Source organism: Pseudomonas sp. MDT1-85, assembly GCF_054898065.1.
This window is the reverse complement of sequence record NZ_CM142715.1, coordinates 1,543,372-1,567,458: the sequence shown is the minus strand read 5'-3', so window position 1 is coordinate 1,567,458 and position 24,087 is coordinate 1,543,372. Positions and strand designations below refer to the sequence as shown.

24 protein-coding genes and 1 pseudogene are annotated in these 24,087 nt (G+C 58.5%); 3 read left to right on the top strand and 22 right to left on the bottom strand.

Annotated features, from left to right (window positions below):
* Positions 1-188 precede the first annotated feature (188 nt).
* From ACYZT2_RS06950 to ACYZT2_RS06910, 9 genes and pseudogenes are all read right to left on the bottom strand, one after another.
* Positions 189-986, bottom strand: a pseudogene (locus tag ACYZT2_RS06950) (phage tail protein); the annotation flags it as partial.
* Positions 987-1,622, bottom strand: coding sequence for a phage tail protein I (locus tag ACYZT2_RS06945; RefSeq protein ID WP_461971223.1), 636 nt, complete (start codon positions 1,620-1,622; stop codon positions 987-989).
* Complete coding sequence (locus ACYZT2_RS06940) at positions 1,619-2,614, bottom strand: baseplate J/gp47 family protein (protein WP_461971221.1); 996 nt, start codon at positions 2,612-2,614, stop codon at positions 1,619-1,621. The genes ACYZT2_RS06945 and ACYZT2_RS06940 overlap by 4 nt, the downstream gene beginning before the upstream one ends.
* Positions 2,611-2,943, bottom strand: a complete 333-nt coding sequence (locus ACYZT2_RS06935; RefSeq protein ID WP_461971219.1) for a phage baseplate protein — start codon at positions 2,941-2,943, stop codon at positions 2,611-2,613. The genes ACYZT2_RS06940 and ACYZT2_RS06935 overlap by 4 nt, the downstream gene beginning before the upstream one ends.
* A gap of 10 nt (positions 2,944-2,953) precedes the next feature.
* Positions 2,954-3,565: a phage baseplate assembly protein V gene (locus tag ACYZT2_RS06930; RefSeq protein ID WP_461971217.1), complete on the bottom strand. Its 612-nt coding sequence runs from the start codon at positions 3,563-3,565 to the stop codon at positions 2,954-2,956.
* 3 nt (positions 3,566-3,568) lie between these two features.
* Positions 3,569-4,081: a hypothetical protein gene (locus ACYZT2_RS06925; protein WP_461971215.1), complete on the bottom strand. Its 513-nt coding sequence runs from the start codon at positions 4,079-4,081 to the stop codon at positions 3,569-3,571.
* A 47-nt stretch (positions 4,082-4,128) separates the two neighbouring features.
* Positions 4,129-4,479: a phage holin family protein gene (locus tag ACYZT2_RS06920; RefSeq protein ID WP_008010200.1), complete on the bottom strand. Its 351-nt coding sequence runs from the start codon at positions 4,477-4,479 to the stop codon at positions 4,129-4,131.
* A 123-nt stretch (positions 4,480-4,602) separates the two neighbouring features.
* Positions 4,603-5,181 carry a DUF642 domain-containing protein gene (locus tag ACYZT2_RS06915; RefSeq protein WP_461971212.1) on the bottom strand — a complete coding sequence of 193 codons (579 nt, stop codon included), beginning with the start codon at positions 5,179-5,181 and terminating at the stop codon, positions 4,603-4,605.
* Positions 5,182-5,696: 515 nt separating this feature from the next.
* Complete coding sequence (locus ACYZT2_RS06910) at positions 5,697-6,431, bottom strand: XRE family transcriptional regulator (RefSeq protein ID WP_461973011.1); 735 nt, start codon at positions 6,429-6,431, stop codon at positions 5,697-5,699.
* 198 nt (positions 6,432-6,629) lie between these two features.
* Between ACYZT2_RS06910 and mutS the strand changes: the two genes are divergently transcribed.
* Together mutS and fdxA are read left to right on the top strand one after the other, a co-directional pair.
* Positions 6,630-9,209 carry a DNA mismatch repair protein MutS gene (mutS, locus tag ACYZT2_RS06905; protein WP_461971210.1) on the top strand — a complete coding sequence of 860 codons (2,580 nt, stop codon included), beginning with the start codon at positions 6,630-6,632 and terminating at the stop codon, positions 9,207-9,209.
* Positions 9,210-9,351: 142 nt separating this feature from the next.
* Complete coding sequence (gene fdxA / locus ACYZT2_RS06900; protein ID WP_461971208.1) at positions 9,352-9,690, top strand: ferredoxin FdxA; 339 nt, start codon at positions 9,352-9,354, stop codon at positions 9,688-9,690.
* A gap of 608 nt (positions 9,691-10,298) precedes the next feature.
* Here fdxA and rpoS read toward each other — a convergent pair.
* The 8 genes from rpoS to ACYZT2_RS06860 form a co-directional block, all read right to left on the bottom strand.
* On the bottom strand, positions 10,299-11,306 hold the full coding sequence (rpoS, locus tag ACYZT2_RS06895) for an RNA polymerase sigma factor RpoS (protein WP_461971206.1): 1,008 nt from the start codon (positions 11,304-11,306) through the stop codon (positions 10,299-10,301).
* Between the two features lie 106 nt (positions 11,307-11,412).
* On the bottom strand, positions 11,413-12,270 hold the full coding sequence (locus ACYZT2_RS06890; protein WP_218398415.1) for a peptidoglycan DD-metalloendopeptidase family protein: 858 nt from the start codon (positions 12,268-12,270) through the stop codon (positions 11,413-11,415).
* A gap of 210 nt (positions 12,271-12,480) precedes the next feature.
* Positions 12,481-13,116, bottom strand: coding sequence for a protein-L-isoaspartate(D-aspartate) O-methyltransferase (locus tag ACYZT2_RS06885; protein WP_177318845.1), 636 nt, complete (start codon positions 13,114-13,116; stop codon positions 12,481-12,483).
* Between the two features lie 41 nt (positions 13,117-13,157).
* Positions 13,158-13,907 carry a 5'/3'-nucleotidase SurE gene (surE, locus tag ACYZT2_RS06880; RefSeq protein WP_030127971.1) on the bottom strand — a complete coding sequence of 250 codons (750 nt, stop codon included), beginning with the start codon at positions 13,905-13,907 and terminating at the stop codon, positions 13,158-13,160.
* Positions 13,895-14,953, bottom strand: a complete 1,059-nt coding sequence (truD, locus tag ACYZT2_RS06875) for a tRNA pseudouridine(13) synthase TruD (protein ID WP_461971203.1) — start codon at positions 14,951-14,953, stop codon at positions 13,895-13,897. Before truD ends, surE begins: the two co-directional genes overlap by 13 nt.
* Positions 14,950-15,423: a 2-C-methyl-D-erythritol 2,4-cyclodiphosphate synthase gene (gene ispF, locus ACYZT2_RS06870; protein WP_461971201.1), complete on the bottom strand. Its 474-nt coding sequence runs from the start codon at positions 15,421-15,423 to the stop codon at positions 14,950-14,952. The genes truD and ispF overlap by 4 nt, the downstream gene beginning before the upstream one ends.
* A gap of 299 nt (positions 15,424-15,722) precedes the next feature.
* Entirely contained in the window at positions 15,723-16,577 is an 855-nt protein-coding gene (gene fghA, locus ACYZT2_RS06865; RefSeq protein WP_461971199.1) for an S-formylglutathione hydrolase, read from the bottom strand.
* An 8-nt stretch (positions 16,578-16,585) separates the two neighbouring features.
* Positions 16,586-17,698, bottom strand: coding sequence for an S-(hydroxymethyl)glutathione dehydrogenase/class III alcohol dehydrogenase (locus ACYZT2_RS06860; RefSeq protein ID WP_052966374.1), 1,113 nt, complete (start codon positions 17,696-17,698; stop codon positions 16,586-16,588).
* 106 nt (positions 17,699-17,804) lie between these two features.
* Between ACYZT2_RS06860 and ACYZT2_RS06855 the strand changes: the two genes are divergently transcribed.
* Entirely contained in the window at positions 17,805-18,701 is an 897-nt protein-coding gene (locus tag ACYZT2_RS06855; RefSeq protein WP_461971197.1) for a LysR substrate-binding domain-containing protein, read from the top strand.
* Positions 18,702-18,817: 116 nt separating this feature from the next.
* Here the strand turns inward: ACYZT2_RS06855 and ispD are convergent, their stop codons facing one another.
* The 5 genes from ispD to ACYZT2_RS06830 all read right to left on the bottom strand — a co-directional run bounded on the left by ispD (position 18,818) and on the right by ACYZT2_RS06830 (position 24,060).
* Positions 18,818-19,525: a 2-C-methyl-D-erythritol 4-phosphate cytidylyltransferase gene (gene ispD / locus ACYZT2_RS06850; protein ID WP_461971195.1), complete on the bottom strand. Its 708-nt coding sequence runs from the start codon at positions 19,523-19,525 to the stop codon at positions 18,818-18,820.
* Positions 19,522-19,800, bottom strand: a complete 279-nt coding sequence (gene ftsB, locus ACYZT2_RS06845; protein WP_007907178.1) for a cell division protein FtsB — start codon at positions 19,798-19,800, stop codon at positions 19,522-19,524. Before ftsB ends, ispD begins: the two co-directional genes overlap by 4 nt.
* Before the next feature lie 331 nt (positions 19,801-20,131).
* Positions 20,132-21,421: a phosphopyruvate hydratase gene (gene eno / locus ACYZT2_RS06840; RefSeq protein WP_030127977.1), complete on the bottom strand. Its 1,290-nt coding sequence runs from the start codon at positions 21,419-21,421 to the stop codon at positions 20,132-20,134.
* Between the two features lie 156 nt (positions 21,422-21,577).
* Positions 21,578-22,423, bottom strand: coding sequence for a 3-deoxy-8-phosphooctulonate synthase (kdsA, locus tag ACYZT2_RS06835; protein WP_461971192.1), 846 nt, complete (start codon positions 22,421-22,423; stop codon positions 21,578-21,580).
* Between the two features lie 5 nt (positions 22,424-22,428).
* Entirely contained in the window at positions 22,429-24,060 is a 1,632-nt protein-coding gene (locus tag ACYZT2_RS06830) for a CTP synthase (RefSeq protein WP_030127979.1), read from the bottom strand.
* Positions 24,061-24,087 lie beyond the last annotated feature (27 nt).

The window sequence follows — 24,087 nt, the reverse complement described above, 5'->3', positions numbered from 1 at the left end:
CCGACATCTGCCACAGTCAACTCGGTGCTGACCGCGTAATTCGTTTGGCCTGCATAGTTGCCTAGCGCACGTTGAACAAACTTGGTCGTGGCCAGCACATCGTCATTGCTGAAAATACTCACCGTTGGGGCCGTTGGATTGCCCGAAAACGCCGGGGAGTTGAGCGGCGCGAAACCTTGAGTTATGTTCTGAAACACCAGCGGCGTCGTGTCGAGGACGATTGCACCATCCGTGACGAGTTGCCAGATCGTGTCAGCGAGGGTTGCCCCCTGCTCGACAGAAACCATCAGCCCTGAAGTTACCCTCAAGCTTGAATCAGCGTCCTTCGCTCGTACCCAAGCCTCATTAGCCACCACGTAAAGCCCATTTTCCTTCGCCAGCGTCTGGTTCTTGACCAGTACCCGGTCGCCTGCAACTACAGCAATACCGTCAAGCGTTTGTGCAGCACTTAAAACGATATTTGCAGTTGTAGCCGCTCGCACAGACTGTTTTCTGTCGCGCCTGGCCAGCTCATCGGCGACAAAATTCGTCACCCAGGCACGCGTCGCCTTAACGACGGTGTCGTCAATCAACAACGTCACCAACGCCGCATTACTGGTCTCGAAAATCGAGCGAATGTAGAACTCTTTCCCCGAACCCGACGTCGCCAACACCGGTTTGAACGACTCCGGATACTTGACGATGGCGTACAGAATGCCGGTATCAGTCCACAGCCCAGCCTCACGCACATACCAACCGCCCACTTCAGGCGGGATAGTCACTTCGGCCAGCAACCAGCTCGGGTTTTTCTCATCCTGGAACAGCGCATTGAGTGGCCCGCGCCACACTTCGCGTTTCAGTGCGGTAGCCGTGGCGGCCGGGTTGTAAACCGTGCCGCCGCCGTCACCGACGGAGATCTGCGACAATTTGATCGGTACGCCCGCCGCCTTGCAGGCGGTTTCGTAGGCGATCCCCGCATTGGTGAGCAGGGTGTAATAGTCGGCCATTTAGGACCCCTGTGGATAAATAGTGGAGGTTTCGACGGTGTAGAGCCCGGCGGCCATGAAGGCCTGGCCCGAGGTTTCAAGCCCTTCGATAACGATCGGATAGACCGTGGTCAGTTCGCCGCACACGGTGGCGGCGCCGATGACGTGAGTGCCGAATGCCCTCAAGCCTACCGAGACCGACAAGGTGTCCCGTTCGCTTTTGGCATCGGCCAGGCGACGGTCGAGACGGGCGTCGATCTCCTCGCTGTAAGGCTGTTCGGTAAAGGCCCTGACGGAAAAGCTGTAAGGCTGGCCTGGCGACGTTTGCTCATACCAGGCGCGCACCTCAGGCATCAATTGCAAACCTTTGGCGGCGTTCTCCAGCGCCTTTCGTGTCCCGGCCTGTCGTGCGGTGGGCCAGGCGAGTTCAACCGTCAAACGCTTTTCAGCCTCGGCCGCCTCGGAGCTCCATTCGCTGACCCCACGATCCGCCGCGAGATATGGCAGAAACGCCAAGGGCGTTGCTGTCGGGTTCATCAGCTCGGGGAACGGCGGCGCGATGCGATCGAGCAACGTGCCGAAACCGAGATCGAGGGCTTTTTCCAAGGGTGAGCTGTTGGCGGGTAGCAGACTGGGGCGAGGCGTTTGTTCACTCATAACGTGTCCACCTCCACCTCAACGCCCGTGCAATACGGGGCTTCAAAGGCCGTCGTCACAATCGGCTCGACCGGCTCAAGAATCTCAAGCTGAACCGCGCCGGCGCTGTGCAGCGTGTAATCGATCCAGCTCGGGTCCACCCGCCCTTCCAGTCGGTGACAAGAATCGGCATACGCCTGCAACTGCTGTTGCGCGGCGACCTTGGTCAGCCCCGAATCGGGACCTGCGTTGATCTTGGCCACGACCCGGATTTTGTAGGTTTTGATGTGCGCGCCCTGCACGATGACCAGATCCGTTTCCGGTCGCACATCAGGCCGGGCGAAATGCTGGCGAACACCGTCTAGCAGCGCATCTGATGGTGTGCCATCGCCCTCCCGGGAAAGCACCGTGACCGTGACTTCGCCGGGCGCAGTCCGACGACCGTTACCGTCCTTGACCTGCGCTGCGTAGCCGTCCGGGTCGAAGGTGTAAGTGACCGTCACCACACCCCCCGCGGCGGCTTCCACCTTCACGGCAGGCCGTTCGCCAAGGGTGAAGATCTCGCGCCGATACTGCATGCGAGAGCCAGCCGCCGGGGCATGTGGCGCCAGGTAATAACGCAACCGGGCATCGTCATCGCTCTCGAAAACCGGATTGATCGGCGGGAACGCCGCCGGGTCGCCCGGATCGAGCATCTGACGTTCAAGGCCCATGTCCGCGAGGCGCGCATCGAGATTGCTCCCGGTGGCCCACCACGCCAGCATCTGCTTGATGCGGGCGTTGTACTTGCGTTCGTGGATTTGCAGGCGCACACAAAAGGCCTCAAGGGCCAGGGTCAGCAACTCGCTTTCGTTTTCAAGGCTGACCACAAGCTTGGCCGCGCTCTCGGGGGAACGGGCGCCGACGTATTCGACGACGAAGGTTTTGAACTCTGCGAGCAAATCCTCGAACGCTTCGATCGTGACGATTGCCGGTTCGGCCAACTGGTTTTGGCCGGGGATCAACATGCTCATGCCATTACCTCGAATGTCTGTTGGCGATTTCTCCAGGTGCCGGCGAAACGCAGCAGCAGCCCGGCACCGCGGCGACTGGCGACAATGACTTGTGGCTCGAAATCGTCGATGCCGTTGTGCTTGTTGTAAAACCCTTGGGCCGCACGGCTCTGGGCAAGAATCAGCAGGTCGTCGCCGAGGTTCTGCCCCAGCAACTCAGTGAGTGCGCAGCCATACAAAGGCCGCTTCTGACGCGTGCCCAAAGGTGTGGTCAGCGCCCGGGTGGCGCGCTGCACAAACTGCAGCCAGTCGTCGACCGTTGCGCCGGTGTTTCTATCGATTCCGATCATGGGAAGCTCTTTATGCGGTACTGATGACGCGACCCTGGTGATCCACCAGCGGGCCGCTCAGATGCACACCGGAAGCGTCGAGTCGCATGCCGACAGCGCCCAGTTGCAGTTCGATGGCCTCAGGCGTCATCGCCAGCCTCGCCGGGCCGATGCTCAACTCGAGGGATTCACGAGAGCCGATGAACGCCGCCGGGCCGTTTTGCCAGTGCAGAACATGACTGGCGTGGTCATAACCGCTTTCCGTGCCGTCCTGATAGAGGCGACGCGTCAGCGATGCCTGTGTCGAGACGGGCGGGAACTGACCACCGTTGAGACCGAACAACGCGACCGACTGCCCGCCGCCCTCACCGCCGCCATGATTCAGCAACAGACACTGCTCGCCCACGGAGGGGATCCGCGACTCGCTCTGTGCGCCGGCACTCGGGTTGAAAAACCGGATCGCCGGGGTGAGCAGCTCGCCATGACTGACTTTGCAGGTGTTGCTGGCCGCATCGACTTCCTGGCATACGCCGACGCGACAAAAACTGTCAGCACGCCGATGCAAGTCTTCAAGCTCGGCTTCCATCTCGGCCAGACGCTCAATGATCGGGCCCAGTTGCATACGTAAAAGCGCATCAAACATGGGTCAGCCCTCGAGTGCGGTGTATTGATTCGGGTCGTCGATGTTCGACACCTCCCAGGTGCGGGCGAATTTCGGAATGCCCAGCGGGTCCTCGAGCAGCGCTGGGCCGAGGTACAGGGTTTGGGTAAATGAAACGGTCCAGGCGGTGTACTCCCGTGTTTCGCTGATGAACGTGGATGGGATGCCATCAATGTTCATGGGCAGATCGCATTGGTCGCCCGACAAATTCCAGCGGCTATCGGTGACCAGGTTTTTCAATTCGCTGGCGAGGTCGCACGCGGCCAGCCCTGTGCCGGGCAAAACGACTTGCAAGGAAATCGTCAGGACATGAGCGATACGTCCATCGTTGGCACGGTTGCCCGGCGCATCACGCTCGATGGCGATCAGCACCCAGGGCTGATCGCCGATGCCGTCGAAGTCTTGATGGCTCCCGACCTTCAAGCCGGGAATGGTGGTGCGTAAAGTTTCGGCAATGACGGAAAACAGCTGCGACGGTTTTTCAATGACGACGGGCATTCATGGCCTCCTGTTCCTATAGCAACGCGAAGATCAGCGACGCCGGTTTACTGTTGATCGGGGCGAGAATCCCGCGGTGGCACTTCACAAACGCCAATCCGCTTGGCGGCCCAGCGTTCATAAAGCCCGATGGCAACATCCGCCCCGGCCATCGCCGTCAGACAGCCAAAGGCACCGGCGGCCCAGATCGACACGCCGGCGGCGTACAGCAGCATGATGGCCGAGACCCCGCAGATCATGCAGGCCCCGGACCGTAGCGCCAGACGCCGCAGCAGCGACCAGCCACGGGCGCCCTCCTTGTCGGCGCGCCACATTTCGCCGGACACACCGCCCACCAAGGCGAGAACGATGACCAGCCAGATCGGCATGTCCAGCAACGCCTGTTGCTCGTTTGTCATGTCACGCCTCCTGGGGGTGATTGATGAGTTATTGGGTGGTGTGTTTCGGACGCAGCCCTGGTGATCAGCAGTCGCCGCTCAAGCGCAGAGAAACGACTGCCAGTTCTGTTGATGTCAGGGGTTTTAAATAGGCTCAACGATTACGTTGTCGATGAAGGCAAAGTTGGCGTTCGGGTTCTGCTCGTTGGAGAAGGCCAGGGTCGTTTGAGCCGTGGTAGCAGTGAAGTCGTAAGTGATGGTGCTCCACTCGATGAAGACTCCCGTGGCGGTCGGCGTGTTGAAGGTGACGGCCTGACCGGCCACTTTCACTTGCACGACACCATCACCGGAGCGACCGGCGTACCGAGCATTACCCGCACTGAAGGTCAATCGGTACTTGGCCCCTGCCACGGTGGCAAAGTTCTGTTGAATCCCGCCGCCATTGCCATACACATAGTTGGCCAGATCGACAATCACTGCGCCTTCCGCTGCCGTGCCAGGGATTGAGCCGCTCACTTTGAAATACTCGGCACCCGACAGAAAGGTCGTCCAGCCCGTGATGAAGTTGGCTTCCACCGGAGTGTCCAGTACACAGCTGTCGCTGCAACCGGGTTGTTCAAAGCTGCCATTAACCAGGAGGTTCGCAGCAGTAGCGCTGCCCCCAGCGCCGAAAAGAGCCAGCGCCAGCGTCAGCGAGCCAATGGTTTTGTTGAATACGTTCATGGTTTACCTATTGCGTTGAATGAGTGAGTTGCGCAGCTATTGCTACGCAGGGAGCCCCCAATGAGGGTTGATGCACCTGACGTTAGGCAGGCATTCCAAAAAGCCCGGTCGCCCAGGCTTTTCAGTAATGCGGTCCTTCGCGTTGATCTTTCGGCGCTACTGGCGCGGTACGGATCCATTCAAATTGTTTTTCCGACCGCGGTCCCTGCCCGCCGGATAACTGCTTCTGGTGCTTTACGCTGCACACCCGGGTCAGTTGCCAACCCTCTGAACCGTTGAGGCCGGTTCATCGCTGCCTTTGTGGTGGAACTAAAGAGCTTCGTTTCGAGTCGCTTTGTTGAGCGGCTTGAGACAAAGAATATGCATGGATGCATATACAGTCAATGCATAAATGCATTTATTTATGCATTGCAAATGCACAGATGCATGAAAGCCCCGCAAACAAAGGCGTTGGCGGTTTTGGGCAGGCGAAAAAAAACCCGCCGGGCAGCGGGTTTTATCTGATAGCGGTGAGGTTAACGGGCGTACATGCCCCACCAGAAGACGTGACCGAGGATGACAATCTGCTCTTCCTGGATTTCCTGGAAGCTGTAGTCCTCGTCCGGATGCTCATCGCGATTGAAGCTGCGCAGGCGAATCCCTGTCGGCAGGCGATAAAGCTGTTTCACCCGCAACTGGCCGTTGTGGTTGATGGCGTACAAGTCACCGTCGACGATGTCGCCAATCCCGCATTTACCGGCATTCACCCCGACCGTGGCGCCATCGCGCAGCACCGGCAACATGCTGTTGCCGCGCACGGTCACGCATTTGGCCTGATCGAACTGCACGCCGTTATGGCGCAAGCTACGCTTGCCGAAGCGCAGGCTAGAGCGCTCGCTCTCTTCGATGACGAATCTTCCTGATCCAGCAGCCAATTCAACCTCGCGAAGAAAGGGGACCGACACCTCGTCGTCATCGACTGGCGTGTCGTCGTCCCACAGGCTTATGTCCTTGAGTTCCGAATGCGACTCATCGCGCCCAGCGCTGGCGGCGTGCGCGACATCTGCACGGCCACGCAACTGATCGGTGCTCACGGCGAAGTATTCGGCAATCTTCGAAATATGTTTATCCGAAGGATCGACAATCTTCCCGCTGAGGATCCGCGAGAGAGTGGATTGAGGCACGCCGGTGCGACGGTGAAGCTCCGTGGGGGAGATCCCGTGCTGATCGAGCAGCGCTCTTAAGAAGGTAGAAACATTGCGTTTTTGCATAACGCGCATAGTGCTTGATCTTTTTTCGGAAGACAAATGCTGATTCGCATAGATAGTGCATAGTCAGCAGGAATGTGCCTTGGAGCTTTCATGCCTGCGTCGGGCAGACCGCCCATGTTAACCTTGCGCCCATCGCGGAAAAGCCGGGCCGATGCCCCTCCTTTGCCCTACACCTTTCAACGAATTTGCCTATATCCAATGAATAAAGCGCTCTCCGATCTGTCCTCCCACACGCCAATGATGCAGCAGTACTGGCGCCTGAAGAACCAGCACCCTGACCAGCTGATGTTCTACCGCATGGGCGACTTCTACGAGATCTTCTATGAAGACGCGAAGAAGGCCGCCAAGTTGCTGGACATCACCTTGACGGCTCGTGGGCAATCGGCGGGGCAGGCGATTCCGATGTGTGGGATTCCTTACCATGCCGCGGAAGGTTACCTGGCGAAACTGGTGAAGCTCGGCGAGTCGGTGGTGATTTGTGAGCAGGTTGGCGACCCGGCCACCAGCAAAGGCCCGGTGGATCGACAGGTAGTGCGGATCATTACCCCCGGCACCGTCAGCGATGAAGCGCTGCTGGATGAACGTCGGGATAACTTGATCGCGGCGGTGCTGGGTGATGAGCGTCTGTTCGGTCTGGCGGTGCTGGACATTACCAGCGGCAACTTCACCGTGCTGGAGATCAAGGGCTGGGAAAACCTGCTGGCGGAACTGGAGCGGGTCAATCCGGTAGAGCTGATGATCCCGGACGACTGGCCGAAAGACCTGCCGGCGGAGAAACGTCGTGGGGTTCGTCGCCGTGCGCCGTGGGATTTCGAACGTGATTCGGCGCTGAAAAGTCTTTGCCAGCAGTTTTCCACCCAGGACCTGAAAGGTTTCGGCTGCGAGAACTTGACCCTGGCGATCGGCGCCGCCGGTTGTCTGCTCAGCTACGCCAAGGAAACCCAGCGCACCGCCCTGCCGCATTTGCGCAGCCTGCGTCATGAACGCCTGGACGACACCGTGGTGCTGGACGGCGCGAGCCGTCGCAACCTGGAACTGGACACCAACCTGGCCGGCGGTCGCGACAACACTTTGCAATCGGTGGTCGATCGTTGCCAGACCGCCATGGGCAGCCGTCTGCTGACTCGCTGGCTGAACCGTCCGCTGCGGGATTTGACCGTATTGCTGGCGCGTCAGAGTTCGATCACTTGCCTGCTCGACGGTTACCGCTTCGAAAAACTGCAACCGCAGCTCAAGGAAATCGGTGACATCGAGCGGATTCTGGCGCGTATCGGCCTGCGCAATGCCCGTCCTCGTGACTTGGCGCGCCTGCGCGATGCCCTCGGTGCATTGCCAGAGTTGCAAGTGGCGATGGCAGAACTCGAAGCCCCGCACATCATTCAATTGGCGACGATCACCAGCACCTACCCGGAACTGGCGGCGCTGCTGGAAAAAGCCATTATCGACAACCCGCCCGCCGTCATCCGTGACGGCGGTGTGTTGAAAACCGGTTACGACAGCGAACTCGACGAACTGCAATCGCTCAGCGAAAACGCCGGGCAGTTCCTGATCGATCTCGAAGCGCGCGAGAAGGCCCGCACCGGCCTGTCGCACCTGAAGGTCGGCTACAACCGGATTCACGGCTACTTCATCGAGTTGCCGAGCAAGCAGGCCGAATCGGCGCCCGCGGACTATATTCGCCGGCAGACCCTCAAAGGTGCCGAGCGCTTCATCACGCCGGAACTGAAGGCGTTCGAAGACAAGGCGCTGTCCGCCAAGAGCCGCGCCCTGGCCCGCGAGAAGATGCTCTACGAAGCGCTGCTCGAAGACCTGATCGCCCAGTTGCCGCCCTTGCAAGACACGGCCGCCGCGTTGGCCGAGCTGGACGTGCTGAGCAACCTCGCCGAGCGCGCACTGAATCTGGACCTGAACTGCCCACGCTTCGTCAGCGAGCCGTGCATGCGCATCACCCAGGGTCGTCACCCCGTGGTCGAGCAAGTACTCACCACGCCGTTTGTGGCCAACGACCTGAGCCTCGACGACAACACGCGCATGCTGGTGATCACCGGTCCGAACATGGGCGGTAAATCCACCTACATGCGTCAGACCGCGTTGATCGTGTTGCTAGCGCATATCGGCAGTTTCGTGCCGGCAGCCAGTTGCGAATTGTCCTTGGTAGACCGGATCTTCACCCGGATCGGCTCCAGCGATGACTTGGCGGGCGGCCGTTCGACCTTCATGGTTGAAATGAGCGAAACCGCGAATATTCTGCACAACGCCACCGAGCGCAGTCTGGTGCTGATGGACGAAGTCGGTCGCGGCACCAGCACCTTCGACGGTCTGTCCCTGGCCTGGGCTGCGGCTGAGCGTCTGGCGCACCTGCGGGCCTACACATTGTTCGCTACCCACTATTTCGAACTGACAGTGCTACCGGAAGCCCAACCGCTGGTGGCCAACGTGCACCTCAATGCCACCGAACACAACGAACGCATCGTGTTCCTGCACCACGTTCTGCCGGGGCCCGCCAGCCAGAGCTATGGCCTGGCGGTTGCGCAGTTGGCCGGTGTGCCGAGCGAAGTGATCGTGCGTGCTCGCGAGCATCTGAGCCGACTGGAATCCACAGCGCTGCCTCATGAGGTTCCGAAGCCAGCGAAGGGCAAACCGGTTACGCCGCAGCAGAGCGACATGTTCGCCAGCCTGCCGCACCCGGTGCTGGATGAACTGGCCAAACTTGATCTGGACGACATGTCACCGCGTCGTGCGCTCGAAATGCTCTATACACTAAAGACACGGATCTAACGCACTTGCCTGCAAGCTGTTAGAATCTCGCGCGGTTTGGGATGCTGCAGGCCAATAGCCTGACCTGCAGACTATCGCTCCCAAACCTGGCGACCCCAACGTGAAGGGGCTCCGCTGCCGCCGCCTGAGGAGAAAATTAGAAATGACCTTCGTCGTCACCGACAACTGCATCAAGTGCAAGTACACCGACTGCGTAGAAGTCTGTCCGGTGGACTGCTTTTACGAAGGCCCGAACTTCCTGGTGATTCACCCGGATGAGTGCATCGACTGCGCACTGTGCGAACCAGAATGCCCTGCCGTGGCCATCTTCTCCGAAGATGAAGTTCCGGAAGATATGCAGGAATTCATTCAGCTGAACGTTGAGCTGGCGGAAATCTGGCCCAACATCACCGAGAAGAAAGAATCGTTGCCCGATGCGGAAGAGTTTGATCGCGTCATCAACAAATCTGTAGGCAGCAAGCTCAAAGACCTCGAACGCTGAGTACCCCCGCGCTCTCGAAAAGGCCCCTTGTGGGCCTTTTTGTTTTTCCAAAGATCAAAAAATCGCAGCCTGCGGCAGCTCCTACAAAGGTTGCATACGTTCTCGAAAATCACGGGCGTACGCGGTTTGTGTAGGAACTGCCGAAGGCTGCGATCTTTTGATCTTTGCTTTTCTGCAGGCAAAAAAAGGGGCGGTATGACCCGCCCACATTTCTTCCCTATTCCCTGTGTTCCTTTTCATCGTCCTGATGAACCGCTTCCTGCGATGTCCGTTCCCCTCTTCCTTGAAGGGCGTGTCTGTCCGTCGACACAGTTCAGATACTAGAGAATTCCCCACTAAGGGCAATCGGCATCTGTCGCTGAGATCGTCTGTCACACATCGTTAACCTAAAAAATAATCATATAAATCAATACTATAAACCGACACCGCAAGTTAAATAGACAACTACCAGGGTGTAAAAATAACGAACACTTACGAAAGAGTAAGCAAAGACTTACAACACGAGACTACAAACCTGAGGTGATGTCCCAGACAACTCCCTTCCCATATTTCAGATAACAAAAAGCCCCAAACCAGTTGGGGCTTTTTGCACCTGCTGAACGAGTCGCTTATTGGAACAGCGACTCACTCGACAGGCCGTTTTTTTCGAGAATCTCCCGAAGACGCTTGAGGCCTTCAACCTGGATTTGCCTGACCCGCTCCCGGGTCAGGCCGATTTCCAGGCCTACGTCTTCAAGCGTGCTGCTCTCGTGACCTCGCAAGCCAAAGCGGCGAATGACCACCTCGCGTTGCTTGTCGGTCAGCTCCGAGAGCCATTGATCGATGCTCTGGGACAGGTCGTCGTCCTGCAACAGTTCGCATGGATCGGTCGGGCGGTCGTCGGTCAGGGTGTCCAGCAGGGTTTTATCCGAATCCGGACCCAGCGAGACGTCGACCGAAGAAACCCGCTCGTTCAGGCCGAGCATGCGCTTGACCTCGCCTACCGGTTTCTCCAGCAGGTTGGCGATTTCTTCGGGTGAGGGTTCGTGATCGAGCTTTTGAGTCAGCTCCCGTGCAGCCCGCAAGTACACGTTGAGCTCTTTGACCACATGGATCGGTAACCGGATGGTCCGGGTCTGATTCATGATCGCGCGCTCGATGGTCTGACGAATCCACCAGGTCGCGTAGGTCGAAAAGCGGAAGCCACGTTCAGGATCGAACTTTTCTACTGCCCGGATCAGGCCGAGGTTGCCCTCTTCGATCAGGTCCAGCAGTGACAGCCCACGATTGACATAACGCCGGGCGATTTTCACCACCAGCCGCAGGTTGCTTTCAATCATGCGCTTGCGCCCGGCCGGATCGCCACTTTGCGACAAGCGCGCAAAATGAACTTCTTCCTCGGGGGAGAGCAATGGGGAAAAGCCGATTTCGTTGAGGTACAACTGCGTGGCATCGAGTGCCCGTGTGTAGTCGATGTACTTGTGTTGCTTAAGCGAAGCGGAGTGTTTGGATTTGGCACGAACGGAAGGTGGTGCATCCCCTTCATCATCCGACATCGAATCCGTGGCGATGCCGGTCTCCATCAGGAGAACCTCATCGTCGATGTCAAACTCCGGCACTTCTTTACTGAGAGCCATTGTTATAGTCCTTTGGTGAGTTCGACCTCAAGCTCAAGCGGCGCCTTGATCCCTGGCAACGCTGGAGCCTGTTCCCTCTACGTGACGGAACAGGCTGGCTAACAAATCAACGACGTGGCAGGAATTGCAGCGGATCTACAGGTTTACCTTGTCGGCGAATCTCAAAATGCAGTTTCACCCGGTCTGTACCCGTTGACCCCATTTCGGCAATTGTCTGTCCGACTTTGACCTGCTGCCCCTCCCGAACCAACAGCCTGCGGTTATGTCCGTAGGCACTGACGTAGGTATCGCTGTGTTTGATGATGACTAATTCGCCGTAGCCCCTTAAGCCACTCCCGGCGTATACCACCGTCCCATCAGACGCAGCTAAAACAGGCTGTCCCAAATCTCCGGCGATATCAATTCCTTTATTCAAACTACCGTTTGAAGAGAATTTGCCAATCAGAATGCCATTAGAAGGCCACCCCCAGCCTGTCGGGGCCGGACCGGCAGGAGGCAGTGGCGCGGGTGCCGGCTTGTTGGCGACGGACGGTGCAAGCACTGTTGTAGTGGTCGTAGCGCCATTTGCCTGGCGCCGAATTACCGTGGTTTTACTCGACGACGAAGGCGAAGAACTGGACGAACTCACTACCGCCGTCGGCGTTGAACCGCTGCGACCGTCGAAGCGAATCGTCTGACCCGGATGGATCGTGTAAGGCGTAGGAATGTTGTTCCGTGCGGCGAGGGCTTTGTAGTCCCAACCGTAGCGAAAAGCGATGGAGAACAAGGTGTCCTTGGGGCGGACAACATACTGGCCGGTGGTGACGGCCGGACGCTGGGCGACCGCGTTGTTGCGATCGACGACACTCGCACTACCTGATTTGGTGCTGGAACATCCAACCAGCAAGGTACTCAAGACAAGGCCAGTCACCAGACGCTGAAAGCTCGTTATACCCATTCGCTGCGCAATGACTGTGAGACTCACCCGCCGCTCCCTTTGTGGTGGCTGAAAATATGAATTGCCGTGCTCCGGCACGAAATGTCGCAAATATACGAGCCGAACAGGCTTTACCTTTAATGAAGCGAATTCGCTTCACGCACACGTTTGCTGCCTGACGATGAATTCCGTTTAACCAATCGATGCCGCTGTAAGACCCGGGCAATCGAAGAGAATTCAGCGCGCTGAAACAAATGCTCAGGCCAACGGCCCGTTGAGCAATGGCACAAAGCGCACCGCCCCCAGAACACGTCTGGAAAAGCCCTGTTCTTCACGGATGATCAACATCAATTGTTGAACTTCACCGGAACCGACCGGAATCACCAATCGCCCACCCGGTGCCAGTTGATCGAGCAGTGCTTGAGGCACGTCGGTGGCCACGGCGGTGACGATGATGCCGTTGTAAGGCGCCAGCGCCGGCCAGCCCTCCCAGCCATCGCCCCAGCGAAATACCACGTTGCGCAGGTTCAGTTCCACCAGGCGCTCCTTGGCCCGGTCTTGCAGAACCTTGATGCGCTCCACGGAAAATACCCGCTCGACCAATTGCGACAGCACCGCCGTCTGGTAGCCCGAGCCGGTGCCGATTTCCATCACCTTGTCCAACGGGCCCGCTTCCAGCAGCAGCTCGCTCATGCGCGCCACCATATAAGGCTGGGAGATGGTCTGGTTATGTCCGATCGGCAGCGCTGTATCTTCATAGGCGCGATGAGCCAGCGCCTCATCGACGAACAGATGACGCGGGGTGCGGCGGATGACTTCCAGCACCTTGGCGTTGGAAATTCCCTCTTCATAGAGGCGCTGAATCAGACGCTCACGGGTCCGTTGAGAGGTCATCCCGATACCGCGATGCAGAATATGATCTTGTTCACGAGCCATTAACGCAGCCCCTCCAGCCAGCCATCGAGACTTCTGAAAGCATCATTAAAGGTGCGATCCAGTTGCAGTGGCGTGATTGAAACATAGCCTTGCATCACCGCATGAAAATCGGTGCCCGGGCCACCATCTTCGGCGTCCCCCGCGGCGGCGATCCAGTACCCGGATTTACCGCGCGGGTCGACCACTTTCATCGGTGCCGCGGCACGGGCGCGATGGCCGAGGCGAGTCAGCTGAATACCGCGGATGTGCTCCAGCGGCAAGTTGGGAATGTTCACGTTCAGTACCGTGCGCGGTGGCAGTTCAAGGTCCGCGTGAGCCTCTACCAGTTTGCGCGCAAAATAAGCGGCTGTGGGAAGGTTCTCTACTTGCCGTGAGACGAATGAAAAGGCAAACGAAGGACGCCCAAGGAAACGTCCCTCGAGGGCCGCCGCAACAGTGCCGGAATACAGCACGTCATCCCCCAGGTTGGCCCCCAGGTTGATGCCGGAAACCACCATGTCCGGCTCAAGCTCCAGCAAGCCATTAAGGCCCAGGTGCACGCAGTCGGTGGGTGTGCCATTAAGGCTGATAAAGCCGTTGGCCAGGGTTTGCGGGTGCAACGGACGATCGAGCGTCAGCGAGCTGCTGGCGCCGCTTTTGTCCTGGTCCGGGGCGATAACCACGCATTCGGTGTAATCCGCCAGCGCAGCATAAAGCGCGGCGAGACCGGGTGCGGTTACCCCATCGTCGTTAGAAATCAGAATACGCATGGGCTGTCCGTCTGCCCCACCGGCACCAGATCGACGAGTTCACGCACCAATACGGTGGCGAAGCATCCGGCCGGCAGGACGAATTCCAGTTGCAGAATGTCAGGCTGGGGATAATGCCACGTCAACCCGCCAATGGGCAGCCGCAGGATGCGACGTTCGTGGCTCATTCCGGCGTTAATCAACCAATCGCGCAGATCCGCTTCGCGCGCAGCGATTGCCTGCTCCAGTTCATGGACAACGCCTGACGTCGGCGAGTCACCTTCGCCCCACTGCGGGCCGGTCGGGTGCAGGTCGAGAATCGCCAGGCGCGGATCGCTGCATTCGGCAACACCTGCCGGGAAGAAACTGCGGCTGTCGGTGAACGCCAGCAGATCGCCCACCTGAGCGCGCTGCCAGGTGCCATCGGCGACGCGCGCCGCCAACACTTGATTGAACAGAAAACTACGGGCGGTGGAGAGCAAACGCGAACGGACGTTGCGCTGCTCCGGCAACGCCTTGCGCGCCGCCCAGGCACGAGCGTCGACTACGTTGCCGCCATCAAAGCCGAATCGCTGGGCGCCGAAATAATTGGGAATACCTTGCTTGGCGATCAATTGCAGACGCTCTGCGATCGCCGCCTTGTCACCGGCGAACTGAGTAAGGCGCAAGGTGAAGCCGTTGGCCGAATGGGCACCGCGTTGCAGTTTGCGTTTATGCCGACCGGTCTTGAGGATTTTCAGCGTGTCGTTTTCCGCCGCCGACAGATCAGGATCAGCCTTGCCCGGCAGTTGCACGCTGAACCACTGACGCGTCAGCGCCTGACGGTCCTTGAGGCCGGCATAGCTGACGGTGCGCAACGGCACACCCGCCGCCTTGGCAATGCGTCGCGCCGCTTCTTCGGTATTCAGACCGCGCTTTTCCACCCAGATCCACAGGTGTTCGCCATCACCACTGAGGGGGATATCAAGCACCTCATCGACCTGAAAATCTTCTGCGATGGCTTTCAGTACAGCACTGCCGAGCGCTTCACCATAGGCCCGCGGGCCGAGCAATTGCAGTTCGTTCATGCGCGCAGCAACAGGGCAACGGAGTGCACGGCGATGCCTTCTTCGCGACCGACAAAGCCGAGCTTTTCGGTGGTGGTAGCTTTCACGTTCACTTGATCCAACTCAACTTGAAGATCCGCGGCAATCAGCGCGCGCATCGATTCGATATGCGCGGCCATTTTCGGGGCCTGGGCAACGATGGTGTTATCGACGTTGCCGACTTTCCAGCCTTTGGCATGGATAAGTGCGACGACGTGACGCAACAGCACACGGCTGTCGGCGCCCTTGAATTGCGGGTCGGTATCCGGAAAGTGCTTGCCGATATCACCCAGCGCAGCTGCGCCGAGCAAGGCATCGCTCAATGCGTGCAGCAGGACGTCGCCGTCGGAATGGGCGAGCAGCCCGAAGCTGTGTGCAATCCGCACGCCGCCCAGAGTGATGAAGTCGCCTTCAGCGAAACGGTGCACATCGTAGCCGTGGCCAATACGCATAAAAAAACGCCCCGATTTTTGTCAGGGCGTGATTCTACCTGCATTAGGCGAGGGGGTGCTCTCAATTAGTTTCCCCTCCGCGTTGTCGCCTTAAAGCGGGCCAGGCAAGGCCCAGGCCGCTGAAAATGGTTGTTCCCTTTCCAAGGCCTGCAACGCAGCCTGGCCCGTTTTAAGGCACAACCCGAAGGGCCGGGCCTGCTGTTGTGCAGGGCTGCGTTGCTCGAAGCTTATTTGGAACGACCAAACCACGCTTCTCGCGCCTTGCCCTGCACAACAGCAGACCCGGCGCGGTGGGGAAACTAACTGAGAGCTCCCCCTAGAGCGCGTCCGTGATGCTGCAAGTGGTCGTCGATGAAACTCGCGATGAAGAAATAGCTGTGGTCGTAGCCGGGTTGCAAGCGCAACGTCAGCGGATGCCCCGCCAGTTTGGCAGCCTGTTGCAAGGCTTCAGGCTTGAGCTGGGTGGCCAGGAAATCATCGCGATCACCCTGATCGACCAGCAGCGGCAGCTTCTCGTCAGCCTCGGCGATCAATGCACAGGCATCCCATTCGCGCCACTTCGAACGGTCTTCTCCCAAGTAACGGGAAAAGGCTTTCTGGCCCCAAGGGCAATCAATCGGATTGTTGATCGGCGAGAACGCCGACACCGACAGATAGCGCCCTGGATTGCGCAACGCGCAGACCAACGCGCCGTGGCCGCCCATGGAGTGACCACTGATGCCACGCTTGTCCGATGTCGGGAAATGCGCTTCGACCAATGCCGGCAATTCCTGCACGACATAGTCATGCATCCGATAGTGCCGGGACCACGGTTCCTGCGTGGCATTCAGATAAAACCCGGCACCGAGACCGAAGTCCCAGGCGCCATCCGGATCACCCGGCACATCAGGGCCGCGCGGGCTGGTGTCCGGTGCGACGATGATCAGCCCAAGCTCGGCGGCCATGCGCATGGCGCCGGCCTTTTGCATGAAGTTCTCGTCGGTGCAGGTCAGGCCTGACAACCAGTACAACACCGGCAGTTTACCGCCCTGCTCCGCTTGTGGCGGCAGGTACACGGCAAACACCATGTCGCAGCCGAGGACCTCGGAGCGGTGCCGGTAGCGCTTGTGCCAGCCGCCGAAGCTTTTCTGACAGGAGATATTTTCCAGGCTCATGACCGACCTCAGAAATGAATGACGGTACGGATGCTTTTGCCTTCATGCATCAGGTCAAACGCCTTGTTGATATCTTCCAGGCCCATCGTGTGAGTGATGAAGGTATCCAGTGGGATCTCGCCGGTCTGGGCCATTTCGACATAGCTCGGCAACTCGGTACGCCCGCGCACACCACCGAACGCCGAACCGCGCCAGACGCGACCGGTCACCAGTTGGAACGGACGGGTGGAGATTTCCTGACCGGCACCGGCCACGCCGATGATCACCGACTCACCCCAACCTTTGTGGCAGCACTCAAGTGCGGCACGCATCAATTGGACGTTGCCGATGCACTCGAAGGAAAAGTCGACGCCGCCATCGGTCATGTCGACGATCACTTCCTGAATCGGACGATCGAAGTCTTTCGGGTTTACACAGTCGGTCGCGCCCAATTGCTTGGCGATTTCGAACTTGGCCGGGTTGATGTCGATGGCGATGATCCGCCCTGCCTTGGCTTTGACCGCGCCAATCACAGCCGACAGACCGATACCGCCCAGACCGAAGATCGCGACGGTGTCACCTGGTTTGACTTTGGCGGTGTTGATTACCGCGCCGATGCCCGTGGTGACGCCACAACCCAGCAGGCAGACTTTTTCCAAGGGTGCTTCTTTAGGAATTTTGGCGACGGAGATTTCCGGCAGCACGGTGTACTCGGAAAAAGTCGAGGTGCCCATGTAGTGGAAAATCGTTTCGCCCTTGTAGGAAAAACGCGAAGTGCCATCCGGCATCAGGCCTTTACCCTGAGTCGCACGAATCGCCTGGCAGAGGTTGGTTTTGCCCGACAGACAGAATTTGCACTTGCCGCATTCCGGGGTGTACAGCGGGATCACATGGTCGCCGACCGCGACCGACGTCACGCCCTCGCCGATCGCTTCGACCACCGCGCCACCTTCGTGACCCAGGATCGACGGGAAAATACCTTCCGGGTCAGCGCCCGAGAGGGTGTAGGCATCGGTATGGCAAACACCGGAGGCGACGACGCGCAGCAGGACTTCCCCAGCCTTGGGCATGGCGACATCGACTTCAACGATCTCGAGGGGTTTCTTGGCCTCGAAGGCAACGGCGGCGCGCGACTTGATCATGCTGACTCTCCAGTGAATAAAAACAAGACAAGGAGTGTAATACAGTGGCTTACGATGAATAATCAGGACAAAAGCAAAACATTATTGCCATACAGGGATAATCCTGATGTCTGAAAACCGCTGGGAAGGCATCGATGAGTTCGTCGCCGTGGCCGAGTGCAGCCAATTCACCGCTGCGGCTGAGCGTCTCGGGGTGTCTTCCTCTCACATCAGTCGCCAAATCGTACGGCTGGAAGAGCGCCTGCAAACCCGTTTGCTCTATCGCAGTACCCGCAGAGTCACGCTGACCGAGGCTGGGCAAACTTTTTTGCAGCATTGCCAGCGTTTGCAGGACGGTCGCGAAGAAGCGTTGCGCGCTGTCGGCGACCTGACCAGCGAACCCAAGGGCATGCTGCGCATGACCTGTGCCGTGGCCTATGGCGAACGATTCATCGTGCCACTGGTGACTCGCTTCATGGGGCAGTATCCGCAACTGCGCGTCGACATCGAACTGAGCAACCGCCCGCTCGATCTGGTGCATGAAGGGCTGGACCTGGCCATCCGCCTCGGTCGTCTGCAGGATTCGAGATTGGTCGCCACGCGTCTGGCACCACGGCGCATGTACCTGTGCGCCTCACCGTCCTACCTGGAACGGTATGGTCGCCCACACAGCTTGTCGGAATTGAGTCGCCATAACTGCCTCATCGGCAGCTCGGACATCTGGCAACTGGAACAGAACGGGCGGGAATTTTCCCAGCGAGTGCAGGGAAACTGGCGCTGCAACAGTGGGCAGGCGGTGCTGGATGCCGCGCTACAAGGAGTTGGGTTGTGTCAGTTACCGGACTACTACGTGCTGGAATACCTGAAAAACGGTGAATTGATTTCGCTGCTGGAAGCACATCAGCCGCCAAACACAGCGGTTTGGGCGCTTTATCCGCAGCAACGGCATCTGTCGCCGAAAGTGCGCAAGTTGGTGGATTACTTGAAGGAAGGGTTGGCCGAACGGCCGGAGTACCAAGTTTAAGATCAAAAGATCGCAGCCTGCGGCAGCTCCTACAGGTATCGAGTACACCCGTTAATCCGCGGTGCACACGATCAATCACGATCAATGTAGTAGGAGCTGCCGAAGGCTGCGATCTTTTAGTGGCGGTTAGCCCAGCGTTGGCGCAACCATTCAAGGTCTTCCGGGCGAGTGACTTTGATGTTATCGGATCGCCCTTCAATCAGTCGCGGCGATTGGCCTGACCACTCCATGGCCGAAGCTTCATCGGTGACGACAACGTCCGCCACCAGACTGTCCGCCAACGCCCGATGCAACGCACCAAGGCGAAACATTTGCGGCGTATAGGCCTGCCAAATGACACTGCGATCCACGGTTTCGACGACACGACCATGTTTGTCGACCCGCTTGAGTGTGTCGCGGGCCGGAACCGCCAGCAATCCGCCAACCGGATCGTCCGCTAGCTCACTCAACAATTTATCAAGATCATCCCGTGCCAGATTCGGTCGTGCGGCATCGTGCACCAACACCCAATCTTCATCGTCAGCGCCTTGGGCATGCAGATGCAGCAAGGCATTGAGCACCGACCCGGAGCGCTCGGCGCCACCTTCAACCCGCTGAATACGCGGATCGGCAGCACACGCCAGGTTCGGCCAGTAAGGATCGTCGATTGCAAGACTGACCACCAACCCCTTCAGGGCAGGATGATCGAGGAAACAGCCGAGGCTGTGTTCGAGAATAGTGCGCCCGCCCAGTTGCAAGTATTGCTTGGGACGGTCCGCGGCCATACGGGCACCGACGCCCGCGGCAGGAATCACGGCCCAGAAGGCCGGTAACGAATTAATCATTGGGCCAACTGGTAAAGGGTTTCACCGTCCTTGACCATGCCCAACTCATGACGAGCCCGTTCTTCAACGGTCTCCATGCCCTTTTTCAATTCGCTGACTTCGGCGTCCATCACCCGATTGCGCTCCAGCAACGCCTCGTTCTCGGCGTGTTGATCCGCAATCTGCTGCTTCAGCTCGGCCACTTGCGCCAGACTGCCATTACCCACCCACAGGCGGTACTGCAGGCCGGCCAGCAGCAAGAGCAAGACGAGGAACAACCAATTGGGACTGCGCATCGAATATCAGGTATCCAGTGAAAAAAGACAGCCATGCCAAAACTTTGAAGCTTCTGATAGCACGAAGCCTGGAAGAACCAGGCTTGTGCTCTTAAGGCATCAGATTAGTGGCAAATCCATCGCTGCTGCGATTTTTCCGACACAATCCGGTGTCTTTTTTACCACGTTAGTGCCGTGCCTCACCAATACGCTCCTTTTTTGACGAGTGACTGTTGTCGTCAGACAAGGCGCCGCGACGAGTCATAGCTGGCTATGGCGAGGAGCGGCAACGCAGTATGACGGCAACAGACACCGTCAAAAAGGAGCAGTATTGGCGAGGCACGGCACTCTATTAGCCGCGGAATTCGCTACGGCCGTTGTACTTGGCTTTGCCATTCAACTGCTCTTCGATACGCAGCAGTTGGTTGTACTTGGAAACGCGGTCGGAACGGCACAGGGAGCCGGTCTTGATCTGGCCAGCCGCAGTGCCCACAGCCAGGTCGGCAATGGTCGAATCTTCGGTTTCGCCGGAGCGGTGCGAGATCACGGCGGTGTAACCAGCGGCCTTGGCCATCTGGATCGCTTCCAGGGTTTCGGTCAGGGTGCCGATCTGGTTGAACTTGATCAGGATCGAGTTGGCGATCTTTTTATCGATGCCTTCTTTCAGGATCTTGGTGTTGGTCACGAACAGGTCGTCGCCTACCAGCTGAGTCTTCTCGCCGATTTTGTCGGTGAGGATTTTCCAGCCAGCCCAGTCGGACTCGTCCAGACCGTCTTCGATGGAGATGATCGGGTAACGCTCGGTCAGACCTTTCAGGTAATCGGCGAAACCTTCAGCGGTGAACACCTGGCCTTCGCCGGACAGGTTGTACTTGCCGTCTTCGTAGAATTCGCTGGCTGCGCAGTCCAGAGCCAGGGTCACGTCGGTGCCCAGCTTGTAACCGGCGTTGGCCACGGCTTCGGAGATGACTTTCAAAGCGTCTTCGTTGGAAGCCAGGTTCGGCGCGAAACCACCTTCGTCACCGACCGCAGTGCTCAGGCCGCGAGCCTTCAGAACGGCTTTAAGGTGATGGAAAATCTCGGTGCCCATGCGCAGACCTTCCGAGAAAGACTTGGCGCCAACTGGCTGAACCATGAATTCCTGGATGTCGACGTTGTTATCGGCGTGCTCGCCACCGTTGATGATGTTCATCATCGGAACCGGCATCGAGTAAACACCCGGAGTGCCGTTCAGGTTAGCGATGTGAGCGTACAGCGGCAGGTCCTGGTCCTGTGCTGCTGCCTTGGCCGCGGCCAGGGAAACGGCGAGGATCGCGTTGGCGCCCAGGGTCGCTTTGTTTTCGGTGCCATCGAGCTTGATCATCGCGTGATCCAGCGCTTTCTGGTCGCTTGGGTCTGCACCCAGCAACAGATCGCGGATCGGACCGTTGATGTTGCCGACGGCTTTCAGAACGCCTTTGCCCAGGTAACGGCTCTTGTCGCCATCACGCAGCTCGAGTGCTTCACGCGAGCCAGTGGAAGCACCGGATGGCGCGCAAGCGCTGCCGATGATGCCGTTATCGAGAAGCACGTCTGCTTCCACAGTGGGATTGCCACGGGAGTCGAGAACTTCACGACCTTTGATGTCGACGATTTTTGCCATTGTTGTAAACACTCCAAAGTTGACGAAAACGACGCAGCTGAAGGAAATCTTTTATCGTCGGCAAGCGACAGACAGCGGGCAGGCTTGCGGACGATAAGGCTCAAGCCCGAGGGCCTGAGCATTAAATCGTGCGGTACTTTACCGGAGAAATGAGGTTTACGCGGTTTCTACCGTCGGAAAACTCTTCACCAGTTCGTCCAGTGCTTTGAGCTGGGCCAGGAAGGGTTCCAGTTTGTCCAGACGCAAGGCGCAAGGGCCGTCGCATTTGGCGTTATCCGGATCCGGGTGCGCTTCAAGGAACAGACCGGCCAGCGACTGGCTCATGCCGGCCTTGGCCAGGTCGGTGACCTGGGCACGACGACCGCCAGCGGAATCGGAGCGACCGCCGGGCATTTGCAGCGCGTGGGTCACGTCGAAGAACACCGGGTATTCGAACTGCTTCATGATGCCGAAGCCGAGCATGTCGACCACCAGGTTGTTGTAGCCGAAGCTCGAACCACGCTCGCAGAGAATCAACTGATCGTTACCGGCTTCTACGCATTTGCTCAGGATGTGTTTCATTTCCTGAGGCGCGAGGAACTGGGCTTTCTTGATGTTGATCACCGCACCGGTCTTGGCCATCGCAACCACGAGGTCGGTCTGGCGCGACAGGAAGGCCGGCAACTGGATGATGTCGCAGACTTCAGCGACGACCGCGGCCTGATCAGGCTCGTGGACATCGGTAATGATCGGCACGCCGAAGGCTTGCTTGATGTCCTGGAAAATCCGCATGCCCTCTTCCAGGCCTGGGCCACGGTAAGAGGTCACAGAAGAACGGTTCGCCTTATCGAAACTGGCTTTGAACACGTAAGGGATACCGAGTTTTTCGGTGACCTTTACGTACTCTTCACAGACTTGCATCGCCATGTCGCGGCTTTCCAGCACGTTCATGCCACCGAACAGCACCATTGGCTTGTCGTTGGCAATTTCGATGTTGCCTACGCGGATGATCTTCTGTGCCATCTGGTTTACGCCTTCTTCTGGTGTTGGGCCAAAGCGGCTTTGACGAAGCCGCTGAACAACGGGTGACCGTCGCGTGGCGTCGAGGTGAACTCAGGGTGGAACTGGCAAGCGACGAACCATGGATGATCCGGCGCTTCGACCACTTCAACCAACGCGCCATCACCGGAACGACCGGAGATCTTCAGACCGGCCTCGATAATTTGCGGCAGCAGGTTGTTGTTCACTTCGTAGCGATGACGGTGACGCTCGACGATCACGTCCTTGGCATAGCAATCGTGCACCAGGGAACCCGGCTCAAGCAGGCAATCCTGAGCGCCGAGGCGCATGGTGCCGCCGAGGTCGGAGGTTTCGGTGCGGGTTTCGACTGCGCCGGTAGCATCTTCCCACTCGGTGATCAGACCCACGACCGGGTGACCGCTGGTGCGATCGAACTCGGTGGAGTTGGCGTCTTTCCAGCCCATGACGTTACGAGCGAACTCGATAACGGCCACTTGCATGCCCAGGCAGATGCCCAAGTAGGGAACCTTGTTTTCGCGAGCGTATTGAACGGCAGTGATCTTGCCTTCAACGCCACGCAGGCCAAAGCCGCCCGGTACCAGGATCGCGTCGACGCCTTCCAGCAGCGCGGTGCCCTGGTTTTCGATGTCTTCGGAATCGATGTAGCGCAGGTTGACCTTGGTGCGATTGCTGATGCCGGCGTGACTCATCGCTTCGATCAGCGACTTGTAGGCGTCCAGCAGTTCCATGTACTTGCCGACCATGGCGATGGTGACTTCGTGCTCAGGGTTGAGCTTGGCATCCACCACCGCTTCCCACTCGGACAGATCGGCGCTGTCGCATTGCAGGCCGAAACGCTCGACGACGAAATCATCCAGGCCCTGTGAGTGCAGAATGCCCGGGATCTTGTAGATGGTGTCGGCGTCTTCCAGCGCGATCACCGCACGCTCTTCAACGTTGGTGAACTGGGCGATCTTGCGACGCGAAGAGATGTCGATCGGGTGATCGGAACGGCACACCAGCACGTCTGGCTGCAGGCCAATGGAACGCAGTTCCTTGACCGAGTGCTGGGTTGGCTTGGTTTTGGTTTCGCCGGCAGTGGCGATGTACGGCACCAGCGTCAGGTGCATCAGCATCGCGCGCTTGGCGCCGACTTCGAAACGCAATTGACGGATCGCTTCGAGGAACGGTTGCGATTCGATGTCACCCACGGTGCCACCGATCTCGACCATGGCCACGTCGGCATCGCCGGCGCCCTTGATGATCCGGCGCTTGATTTCGTCGGTGATGTGCGGGATCACCTGAATGGTTGCGCCCAGGTAATCACCACGGCGCTCTTTGCGCAGGACGTGTTCGTAGACACGGCCGGTGGTGAAGTTGTTGTTCTGGGTCATGGTCGTGCGGATGAACCGCTCGTAGTGGCCCAGGTCCAGGTCGGTCTCGGCGCCGTCGTGGGTGACGAACACTTCACCGTGCTGGAACGGGCTCATGGTGCCCGGGTCAACGTTGATGTACGGGTCCAGCTTCAGCATGGTGACCTTAAGTCCCCGCGCCTCCAGGATGGCCGCCAATGAAGCCGAGGCAATGCCTTTCCCCAATGAAGAAACAACACCGCCCGTGACGAATATGTAGCGCGTCATGAAAAACCCTAGAAGTCTGCGTTAAAG

What these genes read in the sequence shown, in the direction of transcription:
- fdxA (WP_461971208.1), top strand. Translation starts at nt 9,352, where the DNA reads ATGACCTTCGTCGTCACCGACAACTGCATCAAGTGCAAGTACACCGAC.
- ispF (WP_461971201.1), bottom strand. Translation starts at nt 15,423, where the DNA reads ATGCGTATTGGCCACGGCTACGATGTGCACCGTTTCGCTGAAGGCGAC.
- surE (WP_030127971.1), bottom strand. Translation starts at nt 13,907, where the DNA reads ATGCGTATTCTGATTTCTAACGACGATGGGGTAACCGCACCCGGTCTC.
- ispD (WP_461971195.1), bottom strand. Translation starts at nt 19,525, where the DNA reads ATGATTAATTCGTTACCGGCCTTCTGGGCCGTGATTCCTGCCGCGGGC.
- eno (WP_030127977.1), bottom strand. Translation starts at nt 21,421, where the DNA reads ATGGCAAAAATCGTCGACATCAAAGGTCGTGAAGTTCTCGACTCCCGT.
- fghA (WP_461971199.1), bottom strand. Translation starts at nt 16,577, where the DNA reads ATGAGCCTGGAAAATATCTCCTGTCAGAAAAGCTTCGGCGGCTGGCAC.
- ftsB (WP_007907178.1), bottom strand. Translation starts at nt 19,800, where the DNA reads ATGCGCAGTCCCAATTGGTTGTTCCTCGTCTTGCTCTTGCTGCTGGCC.
- ACYZT2_RS06930 (WP_461971217.1), bottom strand. Translation starts at nt 3,565, where the DNA reads ATGTTTGATGCGCTTTTACGTATGCAACTGGGCCCGATCATTGAGCGT.
- rpoS (WP_461971206.1), bottom strand. Translation starts at nt 11,306, where the DNA reads ATGGCTCTCAGTAAAGAAGTGCCGGAGTTTGACATCGACGATGAGGTT.
- mutS (WP_461971210.1), top strand. Translation starts at nt 6,630, where the DNA reads ATGAATAAAGCGCTCTCCGATCTGTCCTCCCACACGCCAATGATGCAG.
- ACYZT2_RS06885 (WP_177318845.1), bottom strand. Translation starts at nt 13,116, where the DNA reads ATGACCTCTCAACGGACCCGTGAGCGTCTGATTCAGCGCCTCTATGAA.
- ACYZT2_RS06920 (WP_008010200.1), bottom strand. Translation starts at nt 4,479, where the DNA reads ATGACAAACGAGCAACAGGCGTTGCTGGACATGCCGATCTGGCTGGTC.
- ACYZT2_RS06830 (WP_030127979.1), bottom strand. Translation starts at nt 24,060, where the DNA reads ATGACGCGCTACATATTCGTCACGGGCGGTGTTGTTTCTTCATTGGGG.
- ACYZT2_RS06940 (WP_461971221.1), bottom strand. Translation starts at nt 2,614, where the DNA reads ATGAGCATGTTGATCCCCGGCCAAAACCAGTTGGCCGAACCGGCAATC.
- ACYZT2_RS06945 (WP_461971223.1), bottom strand. Translation starts at nt 1,622, where the DNA reads ATGAGTGAACAAACGCCTCGCCCCAGTCTGCTACCCGCCAACAGCTCA.
- ACYZT2_RS06860 (WP_052966374.1), bottom strand. Translation starts at nt 17,698, where the DNA reads ATGATCAAGTCGCGCGCCGCCGTTGCCTTCGAGGCCAAGAAACCCCTC.
- ACYZT2_RS06935 (WP_461971219.1), bottom strand. Translation starts at nt 2,943, where the DNA reads ATGATCGGAATCGATAGAAACACCGGCGCAACGGTCGACGACTGGCTG.
- ACYZT2_RS06915 (WP_461971212.1), bottom strand. Translation starts at nt 5,181, where the DNA reads ATGAACGTATTCAACAAAACCATTGGCTCGCTGACGCTGGCGCTGGCT.
- ACYZT2_RS06910 (WP_461973011.1), bottom strand. Translation starts at nt 6,431, where the DNA reads ATGCAAAAACGCAATGTTTCTACCTTCTTAAGAGCGCTGCTCGATCAG.
- ACYZT2_RS06855 (WP_461971197.1), top strand. Translation starts at nt 17,805, where the DNA reads ATGTCTGAAAACCGCTGGGAAGGCATCGATGAGTTCGTCGCCGTGGCC.
- kdsA (WP_461971192.1), bottom strand. Translation starts at nt 22,423, where the DNA reads ATGGCACAGAAGATCATCCGCGTAGGCAACATCGAAATTGCCAACGAC.
- truD (WP_461971203.1), bottom strand. Translation starts at nt 14,953, where the DNA reads ATGAACGAACTGCAATTGCTCGGCCCGCGGGCCTATGGTGAAGCGCTC.
- ACYZT2_RS06925 (WP_461971215.1), bottom strand. Translation starts at nt 4,081, where the DNA reads ATGCCCGTCGTCATTGAAAAACCGTCGCAGCTGTTTTCCGTCATTGCC.